This window comes from Lacibacterium aquatile (assembly GCF_042683105.1).
In the GTDB taxonomy this organism is placed as follows: domain Bacteria; phylum Pseudomonadota; class Alphaproteobacteria; order Elsterales; family Elsteraceae; genus Lacibacterium; species Lacibacterium aquatile.
This window is the reverse complement of sequence record NZ_JBHUIP010000016.1, coordinates 156,879-173,126: the sequence shown is the minus strand read 5'-3', so window position 1 is coordinate 173,126 and position 16,248 is coordinate 156,879. Positions and strand designations below refer to the sequence as shown.

General features: G+C 60.1%; 20 protein-coding genes. 9 read left to right on the top strand and 11 right to left on the bottom strand.

What is annotated here, in order from left to right; genetic code table 11:
- The first annotated feature begins 54 nt into the window (after positions 1–54).
- From rpsP to rplS, 4 genes are read left to right on the top strand one after another with little or no spacing between them, the layout of a single operon-like run.
- Positions 55–405 (top strand): 30S ribosomal protein S16, encoded by a 351-nt coding sequence (gene rpsP / locus ACFSM5_RS20270; protein ID WP_379878423.1) that lies wholly within the window; start codon positions 55–57, stop codon positions 403–405.
- A 31-nt stretch (positions 406–436) separates the two neighbouring features.
- A complete protein-coding gene (gene rimM / locus ACFSM5_RS20265; RefSeq protein WP_379878422.1) occupies positions 437–1,042 on the top strand; it encodes a ribosome maturation factor RimM in 606 nt (201 codons plus the stop codon).
- Positions 1,039–1,755 carry a tRNA (guanosine(37)-N1)-methyltransferase TrmD gene (gene trmD, locus ACFSM5_RS20260; RefSeq protein WP_379878421.1) on the top strand — a complete coding sequence of 239 codons (717 nt, stop codon included), beginning with the start codon at positions 1,039–1,041 and terminating at the stop codon, positions 1,753–1,755. The genes rimM and trmD overlap by 4 nt, the downstream gene beginning before the upstream one ends.
- A gap of 38 nt (positions 1,756–1,793) precedes the next feature.
- Positions 1,794–2,177 carry a 50S ribosomal protein L19 gene (rplS, locus tag ACFSM5_RS20255; protein WP_379878420.1) on the top strand — a complete coding sequence of 128 codons (384 nt, stop codon included), beginning with the start codon at positions 1,794–1,796 and terminating at the stop codon, positions 2,175–2,177.
- Positions 2,178–2,269: 92 nt separating this feature from the next.
- Here rplS and ACFSM5_RS20250 read toward each other — a convergent pair whose 3' ends face one another.
- From ACFSM5_RS20250 to ACFSM5_RS20240, 3 genes are read right to left on the bottom strand one after another with little or no spacing between them, the layout of a single operon-like run.
- Positions 2,270–2,644, bottom strand: a complete 375-nt coding sequence (locus tag ACFSM5_RS20250) for a hypothetical protein (RefSeq protein WP_379878419.1) — start codon at positions 2,642–2,644, stop codon at positions 2,270–2,272.
- A 7-nt stretch (positions 2,645–2,651) separates the two neighbouring features.
- Complete coding sequence (locus ACFSM5_RS20245; RefSeq protein WP_379878418.1) at positions 2,652–3,464, bottom strand: hypothetical protein; 813 nt, start codon at positions 3,462–3,464, stop codon at positions 2,652–2,654.
- Between the two features lie 49 nt (positions 3,465–3,513).
- On the bottom strand, positions 3,514–4,185 hold the full coding sequence (locus ACFSM5_RS20240) for a PIG-L deacetylase family protein (protein ID WP_379878417.1): 672 nt from the start codon (positions 4,183–4,185) through the stop codon (positions 3,514–3,516).
- A 114-nt stretch (positions 4,186–4,299) separates the two neighbouring features.
- Between ACFSM5_RS20240 and ACFSM5_RS20235 the strand changes: the two genes are divergently transcribed.
- On the top strand, positions 4,300–5,172 hold the full coding sequence (locus tag ACFSM5_RS20235; protein WP_379878416.1) for a DMT family transporter: 873 nt from the start codon (positions 4,300–4,302) through the stop codon (positions 5,170–5,172).
- A gap of 290 nt (positions 5,173–5,462) precedes the next feature.
- Here ACFSM5_RS20235 and ACFSM5_RS20230 read toward each other — a convergent pair whose 3' ends face one another.
- The 6 genes from ACFSM5_RS20230 to ACFSM5_RS20205 form a co-directional block, all read right to left on the bottom strand.
- On the bottom strand, positions 5,463–6,737 hold the full coding sequence (locus ACFSM5_RS20230; RefSeq protein ID WP_379878415.1) for an amylo-alpha-1,6-glucosidase: 1,275 nt from the start codon (positions 6,735–6,737) through the stop codon (positions 5,463–5,465).
- Positions 6,738–6,763: 26 nt separating this feature from the next.
- Entirely contained in the window at positions 6,764–7,807 is a 1,044-nt protein-coding gene (locus ACFSM5_RS20225) for an ABC transporter ATP-binding protein (RefSeq protein WP_379878414.1), read from the bottom strand.
- Between the two features lie 31 nt (positions 7,808–7,838).
- A complete protein-coding gene (locus ACFSM5_RS20220) occupies positions 7,839–8,648 on the bottom strand; it encodes a carbohydrate ABC transporter permease (RefSeq protein WP_379878413.1) in 810 nt (269 codons plus the stop codon).
- A complete protein-coding gene (locus ACFSM5_RS20215) occupies positions 8,645–9,493 on the bottom strand; it encodes a carbohydrate ABC transporter permease (RefSeq protein WP_379878412.1) in 849 nt (282 codons plus the stop codon). Before ACFSM5_RS20215 ends, ACFSM5_RS20220 begins: the two co-directional genes overlap by 4 nt.
- Before the next feature lie 80 nt (positions 9,494–9,573).
- Positions 9,574–10,860 carry an ABC transporter substrate-binding protein gene (locus tag ACFSM5_RS20210; protein WP_379878411.1) on the bottom strand — a complete coding sequence of 429 codons (1,287 nt, stop codon included), beginning with the start codon at positions 10,858–10,860 and terminating at the stop codon, positions 9,574–9,576.
- Between the two features lie 35 nt (positions 10,861–10,895).
- Complete coding sequence (locus ACFSM5_RS20205; RefSeq protein WP_379878410.1) at positions 10,896–11,954, bottom strand: LacI family DNA-binding transcriptional regulator; 1,059 nt, start codon at positions 11,952–11,954, stop codon at positions 10,896–10,898.
- 306 nt (positions 11,955–12,260) lie between these two features.
- Between ACFSM5_RS20205 and ACFSM5_RS20200 the strand changes: the two genes are divergently transcribed.
- The 4 genes from ACFSM5_RS20200 to ACFSM5_RS20185 are packed head-to-tail and all read left to right on the top strand — an operon-like array spanning position 12,261 to position 14,643.
- The gene (locus ACFSM5_RS20200; RefSeq protein WP_379878409.1) at positions 12,261–13,007 is read left to right on the top strand and encodes a hypothetical protein; all 747 of its coding nucleotides are present in this window, start codon (positions 12,261–12,263) and stop codon (positions 13,005–13,007) included.
- A complete protein-coding gene (locus tag ACFSM5_RS20195) occupies positions 13,007–13,528 on the top strand; it encodes a hypothetical protein (protein ID WP_379878408.1) in 522 nt (173 codons plus the stop codon). Before ACFSM5_RS20200 ends, ACFSM5_RS20195 begins: the two co-directional genes overlap by 1 nt.
- Positions 13,528–14,277, top strand: coding sequence for a copper homeostasis protein CutC (locus ACFSM5_RS20190; RefSeq protein WP_379878407.1), 750 nt, complete (start codon positions 13,528–13,530; stop codon positions 14,275–14,277). Before ACFSM5_RS20195 ends, ACFSM5_RS20190 begins: the two co-directional genes overlap by 1 nt.
- Before the next feature lie 60 nt (positions 14,278–14,337).
- The gene (locus ACFSM5_RS20185) at positions 14,338–14,643 is read left to right on the top strand and encodes a SemiSWEET family sugar transporter (protein WP_379878406.1); all 306 of its coding nucleotides are present in this window, start codon (positions 14,338–14,340) and stop codon (positions 14,641–14,643) included.
- Between the two features lie 13 nt (positions 14,644–14,656).
- Here the strand turns inward: ACFSM5_RS20185 and ACFSM5_RS20180 are convergent, their stop codons facing one another.
- Positions 14,657–14,953 carry a hypothetical protein gene (locus ACFSM5_RS20180; protein ID WP_379878405.1) on the bottom strand — a complete coding sequence of 99 codons (297 nt, stop codon included), beginning with the start codon at positions 14,951–14,953 and terminating at the stop codon, positions 14,657–14,659.
- 101 nt (positions 14,954–15,054) lie between these two features.
- Positions 15,055–16,248 carry an aminotransferase class V-fold PLP-dependent enzyme gene (locus ACFSM5_RS20175; RefSeq protein WP_379878404.1) on the bottom strand — a complete coding sequence of 398 codons (1,194 nt, stop codon included), beginning with the start codon at positions 16,246–16,248 and terminating at the stop codon, positions 15,055–15,057.

The window sequence follows — 16,248 nt, the reverse complement described above, 5'->3', positions numbered from 1 at the left end:
CCCGGACTAATCCACCTATCGACTATCACCTTACTAAGACCAAACGAGGATACTATGGCTCTCAAGATTCGTCTGACCCGCGGCGGCGCCAAGAAGCGCCCGTACTATCGCATCATCGTTGCCGAAGCGACCGCTCCGCGCGATGGCCGCTTCATCGAAAAGCTGGGTGCTTACAACCCGATGTTGCCGAAGGAACACGCTGACCGCGTCGTCCTGAACGCCGAGCGCGTGAAGCATTGGCTGTCGGTTGGCGCACAGCCGACCGATCGTGTTGCCCGCATGCTGGGCGCCGCTGGCGTCATTCCGGCCCCGAAGTATCGTGAGACCCCGACCCAGTCGGCGCCGAAGAAGAAGGCCCAGGAACGCGCCAAGGCCGCTGCCGCTGCAGCAGCTGCTGCCGAGTAATTTCGGCACCATCCGTCCCTAGGTCAGAGCCATGAACGCGCCCCGCCCCAATCTTGCAGACTTCGTGTGCGTCGGAAATTTTTCCGGCTCCCATGGCGTGCGCGGATTGGTGCGGGTGCGCAGTTTCACGGCCTCGCCGCGGGATCTGACGGCCTATGGGCCGCTCACGGATGAAAACGGCAAGGTCTGGGTCCTGACATTGACCGGCATGGCGCCCAAGGGTGCCAAGGCCGACGTGCTGGTGGCTCAGGCCAAGGGCCAAGGAAACGCTAAGGGTTTGGCTAATCGCGAGGATGCTCAGGCCCTGAACGGTCTGAAACTCTATGTCCCGCGTGAGGCTCTCCCGGCCCCCGAGGATGACGACGACTTCTATCAGGCGGACCTTATCGGCTGCACGGCGTTTACCGCCGAGGGGCAGGAGGTTGGCCGGGTGAAGGCGTTCCACGATTTCGGCGCGGGTGACGTGCTGGAAATCGGCCGTGTCCTTGGCGGAACGTTGCTGCTGCCCTTTACCCGTGCCTGCGTGCCTGCGGTTGATATCGCGGCCAAGCGCCTCACCATCCAGGAGCCGATCGAGATCGACGGCGAGGATCGTGGCCAAGGCGACGCAGACGAAGCGGCAGAGGGGGCGGTATGAGCAGGGCTCCCTGGATTGCGAAGGTTCTGACGCTGTACCCCGAGATGTTTCCGGGTCCGCTTGGCCATTCCTTGGCGGGGCGCGGCATGGTGAACAACCTCTGGCAGCTCGAAGCCGTGCAGATCCGGGACTTTGCGACCGACAAACATCGCACTGTCGATGACTCGCCGTTTGGTGGCGGGGCAGGCATGGTGATGCGGCCGGACGTGCTGGACGCCGCGCTGGAAGCGACCTTGTCGGCGGGGCTTGCCCCGCTGGTGATGACGCCGCGCGGCCGGATGCTCAATCAGGACCGGGTGCGCGATCTCGCGGCCGGACCGGGCGTCGTTGTCCTGTGCGGGCGGTTCGAAGGGATCGATCAGCGGGTAATCGAAGCGCGCGGCCTCGAAGAGGTCAGCATCGGCGACTATGTCCTCTCCGGGGGCGAGACGGCGGCGCTGACATTGATCGATGCCTGTGTGCGCCTCATCCCTGGTGTGATGGGCTCGGAAGCGACCTTGGATGAGGAAAGCTTCGAAGAAGGCCTGCTGGAATACCCCCATTTCACGCGTCCGGCCGATTGGAACGGACGCCCAGTGCCAGACATCCTCCTCTCTGGCCACCACGAGCGGATCCGCGCCTGGCGTTTAGCCGAGGCGCGGCGGATCACGGCCGATCGCCGGCCTGATCTGTGGGCCCGCTACTGCACCCGGCATGGCGCCGGGTCGCATTGATCCATCGCCTTTAGAGGAAGAGGCAAAAGGAAGTAGCTATGAATATCATTGAGACGATCGAGCAAGAACAGATCGCGAAGCTGACCGCCGAGAACCCGAGCCCCGAATTCGCGCCGGGCGACACCGTCCGCGTGAAGGTGAAGGTCATCGAAGGCACTCGCGAACGCGTTCAGGCTTATGAAGGCGTTGTAATCGCCCGCAAGAACTCGGGCGTGAACTCGAACTTCACCGTTCGTAAGATCTCGTATGGCGAAGGCGTCGAGCGCGTCTTCCCGCTGTACAGCCCGCGCCTTGCGGGTATCGAGGTCGTGCGTCGCGGCGCCGTCCGTCGTGCCAAGCTGTACTACCTGCGTGGCCGTCGCGGCAAGTCTGCCCGTATCGCCGAAAAGGTCGAAGCCCGCGAGCCGAAGAACAACGGCTAATCGCCGATCTTCGAGCTACGGCTCATCCGCCGCTTCTGCGTCGGAAACCTTTAAAACCCTCGCCGGAAACGGCGGGGGTTTTTCTATGATTGTTAGGTCTTTGCCTGCGATAAGAGGCTTAACAGTAATGTTTTCATTTCTTTCGATGATAATATGTATTTTAATGCTTCTATGAAGTTCTCCTCACTATTTATTTCATAGGATTCTCTGTGTAAATTTGATATTAATTTACCTGGGTACAGTAGAATTGCTTGTTGTTTGTATTGAAGAACGGTATATGTATATTTATTTAAGGCGGGGACTATTATTTTCAGATCAATAATTATATTGTCTCCTGTGCCGACTGCTTGTGTTTCTCCAATTAGACGGCCTTCAGTCTGTTCGTAAAGTATAGATGATTGTTCTCTTAAGAGAGACAGAGGTGTTTTTATCTCTTGAACATTCGGTATATTCCAGAAGCTGGTCATTATTTCCTCAATGATCTAGCGTCAGCATGATTGGTAAATGATCAGAAACGCGACTTTCAATTATATTATTATTCTTTAGAAGATTAGTAGTTCCTATTTTTGTTAAAATCTTTAAACCATCCTTGGTGTAATATGGTAATAAAGATGGTCTTATCAATATTTGATCAAATGTGTTCCAGTAATAATTTACCGCCCCAGATTTGTTATAATAATATGTCCCGGGCGGCCCGTCTGATTCATCTCCAAGACGGCTCCACATTGGATTATAGAAAAATCCAGACTCATTTCCAGAGTATTCTCGACTAATCTTAAGGGCCACATCCTTATCCATCACACCATGTAGCCCATCGTGGGCAGTTACCCCATGTTCAAATGGATTCATATTTAAATCTCCTATTATTATTGATTTATTATTATTGTTGTCCATCTCGGCCTGCTCAATAGACGACTTAATTCTCCTGGAAAAATAATATTGATCAACATCTTCGTTATGAAGCTTACTTGGTATATGTACGCCAGCAATTAAAATAGTATTTCCAAATTTGGTTTTAACTGATCTTACGGAAACTCGGTCGCTTACATCAGAAACGAGATTTAATTCAGATGTGCCTTTAAAGAAAAATTTTATTAGACTCGGCACTGGTTTGTATTCGAAATATAACTGATTATCCGATGATCTATTAAGAATAGATTCAACATTACCATTTTCAGTCGAATCTTCTGCAATTATTAATACATCTACATCATTCTCTAAACATGCATGCTCTAAATAATTTGCGGCGGAACCTTGTTTTATGTTCCAAAACATTATGTTGGTCATATTTTTTATTCTGAATAATTAATTTTCAAAGTTAAGTTTAGTTGGAAAATCACCACCTCACAAGCGGCTTTACCTCCGGGCTGGGCGGGAGCAGGTTGCGGACGTCTGAGAAGGGGGCATGCGGGTCGAAGCGGAAGCATTCGGCATAGGCGCCCTCGCCCCCGGCATTGCACTGGAGGGAGCGCAGGTGATTGAGCGTCGTGGCGCTATCGACGAAACGCTCCGGCCGCTGGCTGACGTGGCAGCGGATGGCGGCTTGCTTGGTCGCCATATGGGCCGAGATATCGACCCAGTACTGCGGGGTGAAGCCGGTGCCGTTCAGCGTATCGGCATAGAGCACCGGCACCCGGAAGCGCCCGGCGTCCAGGGCGGCGACCGATAGGGCGCGGTGGTCGGGGTGATAGTCTTCGGGTGGATGGGTGATGATCAGGTCCGGCTTCTCGGTCGCATAGAGGGCTTCGAGCGTGGCGACCAGCGCCTGTTCCTGACCCAGCGCGCCGTCCTGGAAGCCGAGGAAGATCGGTGTCACGCCAGCCAGTGCACCGCCTGCCGTGGCTTCAGCCTTGCGGGTCGCGGCCATATCGGGCGCGGCGCCCTTGGGCGATCCATCGGTCGCGACGGCCCAGGCGATCTCGTGCCCCAAGGCTTTGTAGGCCAGCAGCGTGCCGAAGCAATAGATCTCCACATCATCCGGATGGGCGCCTAAAGCCAGGATCTTCATCCCTAAAATCCCTCGCAAAAATTAAAGTCACTGTCAGGCTTGCTGCCCTTCACCGACGGGTCTAGCGTGCCATTTGTCCGACAAATCGGACTATCCTTTTTCTGGCGACATATCATGCTCCGCGGCATCGCGCTCGGCTTTCTCACATACCTGTTTTTCTCCTCCACCGACGCCATCACCAAGGAGTTGGGGTTGCGGTTGAGCGTCTTCGAGAAGGCGTTCTTCATCACCATCTTCGGCATCTTCCCGGTTTTCTGGATGAAGCCCAGCGGCATGCGCTGGCGGGTGGCCCTGCGGGTGACGCGGCCGGGGTTGCTGGCGATCCGGGCCTGCTGCGGGCTGTCGGCGTCCTTGCTGGGGCTTTATGCCTTTACCGCCCTGCCGCTGGCCGAAGCCTATGCGCTGATCTTCCTCATCCCCTTCTTCGTGACGCTGCTCTCTAAACTGGTGCTGAAGGAACATGTGCCTTGGCAGCGTTGGGCGACCGTGGCGGTTGGACTGGTCGGCGTGCTGCTGATCGTGCGGCCGGGGTTCCGGGAGTTGGAACTGGGCCATCTGGCCGCCGTCGGGGTGGCGCTCGCCTCCTCCATCACCATCATTATTCTGCGCACCCTGGCACCGACCGAAAAACCGGTGGCGCTGCTGGGCTGGGTCTGTGTCGCCGTCATCACCTTCAATGGGTTCGCTATGCTGCCCGGCTTTCACTGGCCCGCGGGGTATGATTTCGCGCTGATGGCGTTGGCGGGCGTGACCTCGGGTCTGGGATCCGTCTGCCTCATCACCGCCATGCGCCTCGCCCCCGCCAGCCGCATCGGCGCCACCCAGTACAGCCAGATCATCTGGGCGGTGCTGCTGGGTTGGATCTTCTTTCAAGAGAAGCCGGATAGCGTGGCCATGGTCGGTATCGGGTTTGTCGTGCTGTCAGGGGTGCTGGCGTTCCTGACGGGCAAGGAGGCGATGAAGCCAAGTCCGGTGGTGGAGACGTGACCTTCTCTGCTCTGTCGTCATGCCCCGGTTCATCCGGGGCATCTCCTCCGAGGGCGTTTCCACACTGTCTCGGTCTCTCTTGGATATGCGCCCGGAGGAGATCCCCCGATCAAGTCGGGGGATGACGACAGAGAGAGAACCGTTAGGGGATCCCCCCGATCAAGTCGGGGGATGACGACAGAGAGAGAACCGTTAGGGGATCCCCCCGATCAAGTCGGGGGATGACGACAGAGAGAGAACCGTTAGGAGATCCCCCGATCAAGTCGGGGGATGACGATTGAGGTGGGGACTCAAGCAGGCGGCGAGCGCAGGAACTCCAGGATCATCGCCGCCGTCCAGGTGAAGCGGCCACCGCCCAGGGCCTCGCCGCTGATGGGGTCGTAATATTCGGCAAAGCCGGTTTCGATCATCGCCAGGCTATCGTCGACAACCTCACGCGCGACCTCGCCCTGGCCGCAATCGGCAAGCCCCAGGGTCAGCAGATAATTCACGATCAGCCAGCAGGGGCCGCGCCAGTAGCGTTTGCTCTCGAAGCGCGGATCGGCGGGATCATGGCTCGGTACGCTGAACTTGCCCTTGGACCGCCACTCGCGGATGCGTTCGGCAAGCTGCGCCTGACGTTCCGGCGTGCCAGCTTTGGCCAGCAGCGGTAGCAACCCGCCGACCGAGCGGCTGTCGACCAGCGCGCCCTTTTTGCGGTCAAAGCAGAGATACTGACCGGCTTCCTCGCTCCAGAGGGTTTCCAATGCGACCCGGGCTTTCTCGGCGCGGGTATGCAGGCGCTGGGCAAGCTCGGCCATTCCCAGCTCGTCCGCCAGATGGGCGAGGTCTTCTTCGGACCGGATCAGGATGGCGTTGAAACCGGGATCGACGACCTGGAAGGGGGAGGCGTCATGCAGCTTTTCATTGTCCCAGCCAAGCGAGCGGAAATGCTGCACCAGATAGAGATAACGGTCGTATTCCGCCTTGGTCGGGCGCTGGGAGGCGTCGACATGCTGGGTGTCGCGGCGGACATAGGGATCGATGCCGTCGTCCGGCACATTCATCAGCGCGTCGATCCAATCGATGGAATTATCGCGGCCGCTTTCCCAGGGGTGCAGCAGGGCAATGACGCCGGTGCCTTGGGGATCGCGGCAGCGGTAGAACCAGTCGTGCCAGGCGACGACCTTGGGCAGCAGGGTGCGCAGGCGTTCGGTACAGGTGCCGAGATCCTTGGCCCGGCGCATCAGCAGGCGCAGAACGAGGCCCGCGACCGGCGGCTGGGTGATGCCGGAGGTGTCGGTCGGGCGTCCGGTCTTCCAGACGGTGGGGCCGGGGAAATAGCCGTCGTCATGCTGGTGGAAGATGATGTGCGGCACCATGCCGTCGGGCCACTGGTGGGCGAAAAGCGTCTCGATCTCGGTCCAGGCGCGCGCCTCGTCGATCTTCTGCTGACCGAGCGCGGTCAGGCAGCTGTCCCAGTTCCATTGGAAGGGATAGAGGCCCTTGGTCGGCACGGTGTAGGTGCCGCGGTCATTCTCGGCCAGGATCTCGGCGGCTGCGTTGAAAAGGTCTTGGGAAGCCATGGTGAGGATACTCGCGTCTTTTTAATTTAGGCGGGGAGGGCGAGGCCGGTTTCGGCATCGAACCAGCGGATGCGGTCGGGCCGGGCGGTCAGGGTGAGCGTGTCGCCGGGCGCGATCTTCCTGTCGCTGTCCAGGACGGCACGGAAAAGCTCACCGGCGACGGTGAGGGTGGCGAGCAGATGGGCGCCTAGTGGCTCCACCACCCGCACGGTCCCGGTCAGCTGGGGACCCTCGCCGCCTTCGGCCACATCTTCGGGTCGAATGCCGAAGACGGGCGTGCCGGTTGCCGGGCCGGGGATGATCTGCCCCGCAACTTCGATCCCGCCTCCCGCGCGGCGGGCGGGCAGGAAGTTCATGGGGGGATTGCCGATGAAGCCGCCGACGAAGCGGGTGGCGGGGTTGCGATAGACCTCCACCGGATCGGCGCATTGCACGATCTTGCCGCCCTGCATGACGGCGATGCGGTCGGCGAGGCTCATGGCCTCCACCTGATCGTGGGTGACATAGATGGTGGTGGTCTTGCTTTCGCGCAGCACGCTTTTCAGCTCGGCGCGCATTTCGAGGCGCAGCAGGGCGTCGAGGTTCGAGAGCGGCTCGTCCATCAGCAGGACTTCCGGCTCCATGGCGAGCGCGCGGGCAACGGCGACGCGCTGGCGCTGACCGCCTGAGAGTTGCCCCGAATAGCGCTGGAGCAGCTGTTCGATATGCATCAGTTCGGCCGATTTCTGGACCTTCGATTTGATCGCGGCCTCGTCCAGCTTCTTCATGCGCAGGCCGAAGGCGATATTCTCGAACACCGTCAGATGCGGGAAGACGGCGTAATTCTGAAAGACCATGGCGATGCCGCGCTGGCGGGGCGGCAGGTCGGTGACATCCTTGTCCCCGATCTTGATGCGCCCGCCCGAAGCCTGGTCGAGCCCGGCGACGAGGCGCAGCAGGGTGGTCTTGCCGCAACCCGACGCGCCCAGCAGGACCATGAATTCCTGGTCGGCGATGGCAAGGTCGATGCCATGCAAGGCGGTGAAGGTGCCGTAGCTGCGGGTGACGCCGGCGATGGAGATATTGGCCATGTCGGCTCCTATAGCGATTGGATAGCGGGGGTCATCGGTTCGAGATCCCCCAGAGCGAGAAGAGATATTTGCGGACCGCGAACAGGAAGATCAGGGCGGGCAGGACCAGCACCGCCGCGCCCGCGAACTTCAGCGGGGCCGGGGAATAGTCGAGGCTCTGGATCAGGAAGGCGGTCAGGGTCTTGTTCTCGATGGTCAGCACCGCCGCCGCGAATACCTCGTTCCAGGAGGTCACGAAGGCGAAGACGCCGGAGGCGGCGATACCGGGCAGGGCCAGCGGCATCACGACTTTCCAGACCGCCTGGATCCGTGTGCAGCCCAGCGTCCAGGCGGCTTCCTCCAGCTCCACCGGAATGCCGGAGAAGAGGGAGAAGGTGACGAGGATCGCGAAGGGCAGCGCCAGGGTCGAATGCACCAGGGCCAGGGCGAAGATGGTGTCGTCGAGGCCGGAGCGGATGAAGAAGACCGCCAGCGGCAGGGCCAGCAGGGGCAGCGGGAAGGCGCGCGTCATCAGCACCAGCAGGCGGAAGGTGCTCTTGCCCGGAAACTCGTAGCGGGCCAGCGCATAACCGGCGGGGGCGCCCATGCCGATGGCCATCAGCATCGTGATGACGGCGACCAGCAGGGAGTTCATCAGCGCCTTCAGCACGCCTGCGTAGTTGACGAAGAAGATCAGGCTGTCCAGGTGGAAACTGGGGAAAAAGCTCTTCGGCCAGCCGGTGACTTCGGCGGGGGTGGAGAGGGTATTCACTAGCACGAGGTAGATCGGTACCAGGATCCAGGCGCAGATCAGCACGACCCCGGCGATGAAGAGATTGCGGGAGGCCTTGGACGGGTTCATGCGCGTTGCTCCGCCCGGACTCTAAGGACACGCAGGAAGACCAGGGTGAAGGCGACGGAAATCCCCAGCACGATCAACGCATAGGCCGAAGCGACGTTGCGGTCCTGGAGATTGAACTGCCAGTTGAAGGTCTCGCCCAGCAGGACCGGCAGATTGGTGCCGGTCAGGGCCGCTGCGACGCCGAACACCTCGAAGGCCAGGATGGTGCGCAGAATGAGGGCGGTCTGAAGGCTGGGCTTCAGCAGGGGCAGGGTGACCTTGGTGAAGCGCTTCCAGGGACCGGCGCCGAACACTTCGGCAGCCTCAGCATATTCCTTCGGGATAAGTCCCATGCCCGCGACCAGGATCACCAGCATCAGGGCGGTGGAGCGCCAGATTTCGGCGATGATCACGGCGGCGAACAGCGCCCACATATTGCCGTACTGCAGCCAGTTCACCTGGCCTTTGATCAGACCCATGGCGTTGAGGAGGCTGTTGAGAAAGCCCGTCTGCTCCAGGATCGCCAGCCAGATCAGGCCCGCCGCAAGATCGGAGACACCGAGCGGGATGGTCCAGATATAGAGGATGATGTCCCGGGCGCGCTCCAGCTTGGCGACCATCTGCGCCATGGCGAGGGCGAAGATCACCTGAATGGGCACCAGAATGCCAACCAGGATGAAGGTATTCTTCATCGCCGGGCCGAACTTCCAGTCCGCCGAAAGCGTGGTGAAATGCTGCAAGGTGGGCGAGCCCTCGACCGTCAGCCCCAGCCACGCCACCTGCCCGAAGGGGATCAGGAAGAAGGCGACCAGGAACAGGGTCGACGGCAGCAGCAGCAGATAAGCGAGCGTGCGCTGGGACTTCATACGGAAACCTTTTTAAAAAGAGGAGGGACGGGGCACCGCCCCTCCGTCTTCAATCACTCGACCGGTCGAGTGTCGGTCGATTACTCGACGGGGCAGGCGCCGGTCGAGGGCTTGTCCGGGGCCCAGCAGGGGGCGCCGGTCCGCTCCAGAATTGCCTTCAGCTGGGTTGCCTGGCTGTCGAGCACTTCGCGGATCGGGTGGTTGGCCAGCAGGATGCGCTGGAAGGTGTCGGTATAGACCTTGTTGAACTGACCGCCCTGGTCGCCCAGGCCGACGGGCAGCAGGCCAGGCTTGGCATCCTTGGCCGACGACTGCCTGGCGATCGCGGCGGCCGAGATCTTGACCGACGGCTGCACGTCATCGGGCACCTGGACATCGACAACCGGGAAGAAGCCGGTGGCGCGCAGGGTCTCGATCTGGGTCTTGGGCTGCATCAGATGGGCGACCAGCTTCTTGGCGGCAGCCTGATCCGGTGCGGTCGAGGGAATACCGATACCGGCGATGACCGGCATGAAGCCACGGCCAGTCGGACCGGCGGGCGCCGGGAAGGCGATGAAGTCGTCAGGACGGGTATTGAAGGCTTCCTGCAGACGGGCGGCATGGTCCCAGACGACCCAGACTTCGTCGGTCAGCAGGGCTTCCTGCATGAAGTTATAGCTGGTGGAGGCCGGGTTGGTTTCGGCCCACAGACTCTTCATGGTGCCCCACATCTTCTCGGCTTCGGCCGAGCGGAACTTGGTCACCATCGAATCGGTAAAGGACGGATAGAGATAGCCCTGGACGAAACGGGCCAGCAGGCCGCGCGGACCTGCCGGGATGCCGATCTTCGGGCCGCCGGTCTTTTCCTTCAGGGTCTTGCCCCAGGCGATCAGCTGATCGTAGGTCAGGGCGTTCACATCGGCGCCCGCGGGCAGATACTCCAGCGCCTTCTTGTTGGCGGCCATCAGGTATGTCGCCTGCATCCAGGGCAGATACTTCTGCTGATCGGTGCCGAGCTTGCCGAGCTTGGCAAAAGTCTCATTGACCTTCACATCGCCCAAACCCTTGGCGACGTCGGACAGGTCGGTGAGGTTCTTTTCATAGACGGTGAATTCGCCATGCAGACCGCCGATGACGGCGATGGTGCCTTTATTGGCCTGGAGTTCAGCCTTGATACGGGTATTGAAGGGGCCTGCATCCATGGATTGGAACTCGACCGGCGCGCCAAACGGCTTCAGCACCAGGTCGCGCATCTTCTGACCTTCTTCGAGCGGCGTTGCCTGGGTCGACCAGAATAGCAGGCTCTGAGCATGGGCGCCCGAGGCGGCAAAAGCCGCGACAGACAGCGCAACGGCCGAGACGACGCCGGCCAGACGGTTCGATTTCATAAGTGTTCCCTCTCCTTGTGCGGGCTTGGCTGCCCTTACTTGATAGTCGGTGGACGAAGAGGCGCGGCCGGGGCCGGGCCGTGACTGGCCCGCGGGATAAACCGGACGGGCAGCAATTGGTTGCGGGTCTTGGGCTCGCGGTCTTCCAGCAGATCGATGGTCATGGCGGCGACCGCCATGGCCGCCTTGCGGACCGACTGATCGAAGGTCGAGAGCGGGGGGCTGGAATAGGCCGCGACCGGGATATTGTTGAAGCCGATGACCGACAGATCGTCCGGCACCCGCAGCCCCGTCTTGCGCGCGACCTCCAGGACTGAGAGCGCCAGCGCATCGGTGACGCAGAGGATCGCCGTCGGCCGGTCGTTGCCGGTCAGCAGGTGCAGCGCTGCCGTCTCGGCCGCCGGATTATCGCCCAGCGGGGTTTCCGCGATGGCGTCCAGCGTCAACCCGTGGCGAGCCAGGGCTGTTTCCATGGCCCGGCGCCGGATGGTCGAGAAGTTGAAGGGCGTGGTGGAGGTCAGCAGCCCGAACCGGCGGTGGCCCAGGCTGAACAGCAGATCGACCGCCTCGGAAAACCCCGCCTCGCTATCGGTGTCGACCCAGGCGAAGGGGCGGGTTTCGCCCTCTGCCCGGCCATGGGCGACAAAGGGAAAGCGCCGGTCGAGCAGGAAGGAGATGCGCGGATCATCGTGCAGGGTGCGGTTGACCACCACGGCATCGGCCCGGTCACCATCGACGATATGCTTCAGCACCTCCAGCGTGTCCTGGCGCGGGGTGACGGTGGCGATGAAGAGATCGCGCCCCCGGTCTGCCAGCCCTTCGCCCAGACCCGCCACGAATTCCGACAGGGAGGCATCGAGCATGGGCTGTTCGCGTACCGGCATCACCATGCCAATGAAGTCGGTACGGCCAGACACCAGCATGCGGGCAGCGCGGGAGGGGATATAGCCCAGGCGGTTGGCGGCTTCCTGCACCCGCTGACGGGTTTCGGCCGCGATGTCGGAATGACCACCCAGGGCGCGCGAGACCGCCGCGATGGACAAGCCCACCTCGGACGCAATCTCCTTCAGTCGGGGTTGCCGACGGTCAGCCATGGGTTTCCTCCGGCGGTAGCCTGTTCGGCCACTCTCTTAAACGTTTCAGAAAGGCTTGCATGAGTCCTGAACCTCCGTCAAATGATTTCCTTAAACGTTAAAGTGACTGCATATTCCCGGTTTATTACGCGTTTTGAGTGATTCTCGCGAAAAGCGAGCAAGCGGTAACAGCGGTGGTTTATAGTAGTTTCTACTTCTTCCCTGGTCGGTCAGCTGAATTTGGCCCACAGAGTTGTCGCTAGAGTTGTGCTTGATGGCGGTAGACGAGGAGAGTCCCCACATATAAAGATCGAGTTGGAGGACGTTTTGGACGAACTGCGCTTCAGGATCGATGTCTTTCAGCCAGAAACCATCCCGATGGAACGGCTGGGAGAATACATGACGGCATTAGCCGCTCTACTCGGACATGAGAAGAGTGTGCATTTCGTGCGCTTAGATGCCGGAAGCGTTCAGCTGGTTCATCGGATCGATATTGCAGACCAGCCCAAGGTTGAAGCACGTTTGAGCGCCTTAAAGCGCGGAGAAGGTGCCGCGGATGTCGTAAAGGCATTCCGCAAACTCGACAGCATGTTGGCAAACGACAATGCGATTGGTGAGTTGACGGAAAATAGTGGTGATGTGGTCATCCCTTTCCCTGGTCGCACCAAACCAAAGCCTGCTGAATACGGCCTGATTCACCAGCCCGGAAGCCTTGACGGTATCCCGATCAAAGTCGGTGGCCCCAAGGAAATGGCTGAAGTGCTCTTACAGGAAACAGGGCCAAATGGCCGATTGTATAAGTGCATAACCACTCGAGATATCGTTCGAAAGATTGCTGGACATCTTTTTGATCGCACGATCCGAGTTCATGGGAATGGGTGCTGGAAGCGAGAAGTCGGTGGCGGTTGGATTTTGGAAAGATTCACAATCGCTGAATTCGAGGTGCTAAATGATACGTCCCTATCGGAAGTCGTAACCGAACTGCGGCGAGTCGAGGGAAGTGACTGGCGGGCAGCCGAGGATCCTTTCGAGGTGCTCCGCGAGTTGCGCGATGGCGAGGACAGGTTGCACTAATGGTCCTCTTTGATGCCAATTTTCTCCTGTTACTGCTGGATCCGGATATCAGTGTCCCTAAAGATCCGCAGACAGGGGCTCCGTTGGAGCGAGCCAAGGAGCGAGTTGAGCATCTGATTGCTACCTTGGCAGCAGCACATGAAACGATTGGTATACCGACCCCGGTGATGGCAGAGGTTCTAGTCTATGCCGGAGTAGCGGGGCCATCTTATGTTGGAATCATTACGCAGAACCGCAATTTCAGAGTTCTACCATTTGACCTTCGGGCAGCAATTGAATGCGCAGCTATGACTAACGATGCATTGCTCACGGGAAAAAAGAAGTCTGGAAGCGCGGCGCCATGGCAGAAGGTAAAAATAGATCGTCAAATAATTGCGATAGGTATCGTTGAGCGAATCTCAAAAATTTATGGGGATGATGGTGATCTCCTACCGTTAGCTCGCGATGCAGGAATCGAGGTTGAAAGCAGTTGGCAGCTATCTCTTCCTCCCGAAAACCCTCAGCAAAGTCTTCCATTATAATGTCAAACCAAGTCACCATCGAAATCTGCGTCGAAGGCGTCGACGGGCTGGTGGCAGCGCAGAATGCGGGGGCGGACCGGGTCGAGCTTTGCGCCAGCCTGCTGGAAGGCGGCCTCACCCCCAGTTTCGGTGTAGTGTCGGCGGCGCTATCGGTCGCGACCATCCCGTTCCATGTGATCGTGCGGCCGCGCGGTGGCGACTTCCTCTATTCCGAAGCCGAATTCCTGGGGATGCTGCTCGATGTCTCGATGCTGAAAGACCTGGGCGTCAAGGGCGTGGTGATCGGCTGCCTGACCGAGGATGGCCGCATCGATGAAGACCGCATGGCGGCGCTGGTCGATGCCGCGCGTCCGATGTCCGTGACCTGCCATCGGGCTTTCGACATGACCATTGATCCTATAGAGGCGCTGGAAGCCCTGATCCGCTGCGGCATCGACCGCGTGCTGACCTCCGGCCAGCGCAATACGGCGGTGGACGGGGTGCCGGTGCTGAAAGCGGCCGTGGAGCAAGCCAAGGGCCGGATCGTCATCATGGGATGTGGCGAGCTGGATGCCGGAAATATCGCCAAGGTGCGCGATGCCACGGGCTTGACCGAGTTGCATTTTGCCGCCCTGAAGACCGAGGCGAGCGGCATGGTCTATCGCAATCCCCATGTGGGCATGGGCGGGACCGATCTTGATCGCGAATATCAGAACACGGTCACCGATGGTGCCGCTGTGTCAGCGACTATCCAGGCTGCGCGCCGATAGACTGGGAACCGGGCGAAGGGCTTGGCATTTACCTTGGGTAACAGGCCAGGGAATGCCGCCATGGAACCCGTCACGCTGATCGGTGCTGCCGCAACATTATGTTCGACGGTCAGCTTTGCACCGCAAGCCTGGAAGATCATCAAGAGCCGCGATACCGCTGCCATCTCCATGCTGACCTACAGCTTCACGGTGGCGGGTTTCGCCTTCTGGCTGGCTTATGGGATTCTGCTGCTGGAATGGCCGCTGATCGTGACCAACGGCGTCTGTCTTGTGTTGTCGGCTTTCATCCTGACGATGAAGATCTTGCCCAGGGATGGGAAGAATGCCGTTGCCGATGCGATCGATCCCGCACCCGGCAACGGTTGATCCTTCGGACTAATTAGCCCATGCAGGCCGCGAGATGCTTCTCCAGGACCTTGCCGCCCTTCTGTAGTTCATCGGAGGTCGCCTGGGTGGCCGGAGCCTTGCCCGCCAGCAGCTGCACCTGCAGCTCGAAATAGCGCTGCAGATCCTTCTTCTCGGTCGCGTCGGTGTTCTTTTCGAGGCAGGCGCACTGCGCTTCCTCGAACATGCCACCGCCGCCGGCGATGCAGGATTCCTTAAACGTGGCAGCCATTGCCACGCCGGAAATGGTAAAGAAAACACCGGCGGAAATTAACCAAGTCTTCGCGCTCATTCAACTCTCCTAAGACAGAACTTACCGCCTCACGCTCTGCCTAAGTCACAGCTTTCTCAAGTAATATATTTGTCACGATCCGACATATGCTCTTGAAAGATTTAATCCGGCCATGTCCTCATCCGCTCGAACCGCTTGCGTTGCCTGTCGCCAACTCGTGTGGGCTGATAATCATTGCGCTGGAGAGCTGCGGTAAAGGCCTTCACCAGGATATCGGCGACCAACCCCTCCTGCCCCGGATGCAGGTTGCAGGGGTCGAGCCAGATGTAGCCATGCTCGGCTTCGTGATCGCGCACGATCAGCGGCGGATCGTTGGCAGCGACCATGTCGGCCAGGTCCCAGGCAGTGATACGCGCCTCGCCCGCGTCGATCTGCACCTTCAGGCGGTTCAGCGGATTTTCGGTCGGGTCGGGCAGCACCGTCGCGGTCACGCCCGGCAAGCCGTTCAGCTTCTCCTGCCAGAGGGCGAGGTAGCCGTCTTCCTTGGCCTTGATGCCCGCATGGTCGCGGGTTTCCCAGGCAGTCAGGGCGGCAATGACACCGATCATGCCTTCCTTGCCGACCTTCATCCCGCGACCGATGCCAAGGTTCTGGAGGTAGGTGGCGCGCACCAGATCTTTGCGCCCGGCGACGATGCCCGCTGTCGGGCCGCTGAGGAATTTGTGGCCGCTGTAGAGGACAATGTCCGCGCCATCGGCCAGGAAGCGCTTCAGATCATATTCCGACGCGGCATCGACGATCACCGGCACGCCCTTGGCGTGGCAGACGTCGCAGAATTCCTTCAGGCCGATCTGGCCGTATTCCACCACATGGTGAGAGACCACGAACAAAGCCGCCGCCGTCTTGTCCGTGATCGCACCCGCCAGCTGATATTCCTGGGCATAGGTGGAGGTGCCGACCGTCACCACTTTGGCGCCCGACAGTCGGATGCCCTGTTCGATGGAGGCGCCGTAATGGACCATATGGCCCATCTGGATGACCACTTCGTCCTTCAGACCCGCCGTATTCGGCAGCCGCTCGATAGCCGCCAGATCCTCGCGCGTCATGGCACCGGCAATGGCCAGCGTGATCCCGGCGGCACAGGAAGCCGTGACATAGCCCGCCTCGCCGCCCGTCAGGCGCGCAATGACTTTGCTGGCTTGCTTCTGCAGCGCATCGATCTCCACGAACTGCGGCAGGAAAGCCGCGATGGCTTCCACCACCTGCGGGGCGGCGATGGAGGCGCCAAGCCCGGTCATGGTGCCGGAGACATTGATGATCGGGCGCAGGCCCTGCGCCGGTCGAGGGTCGTGCAT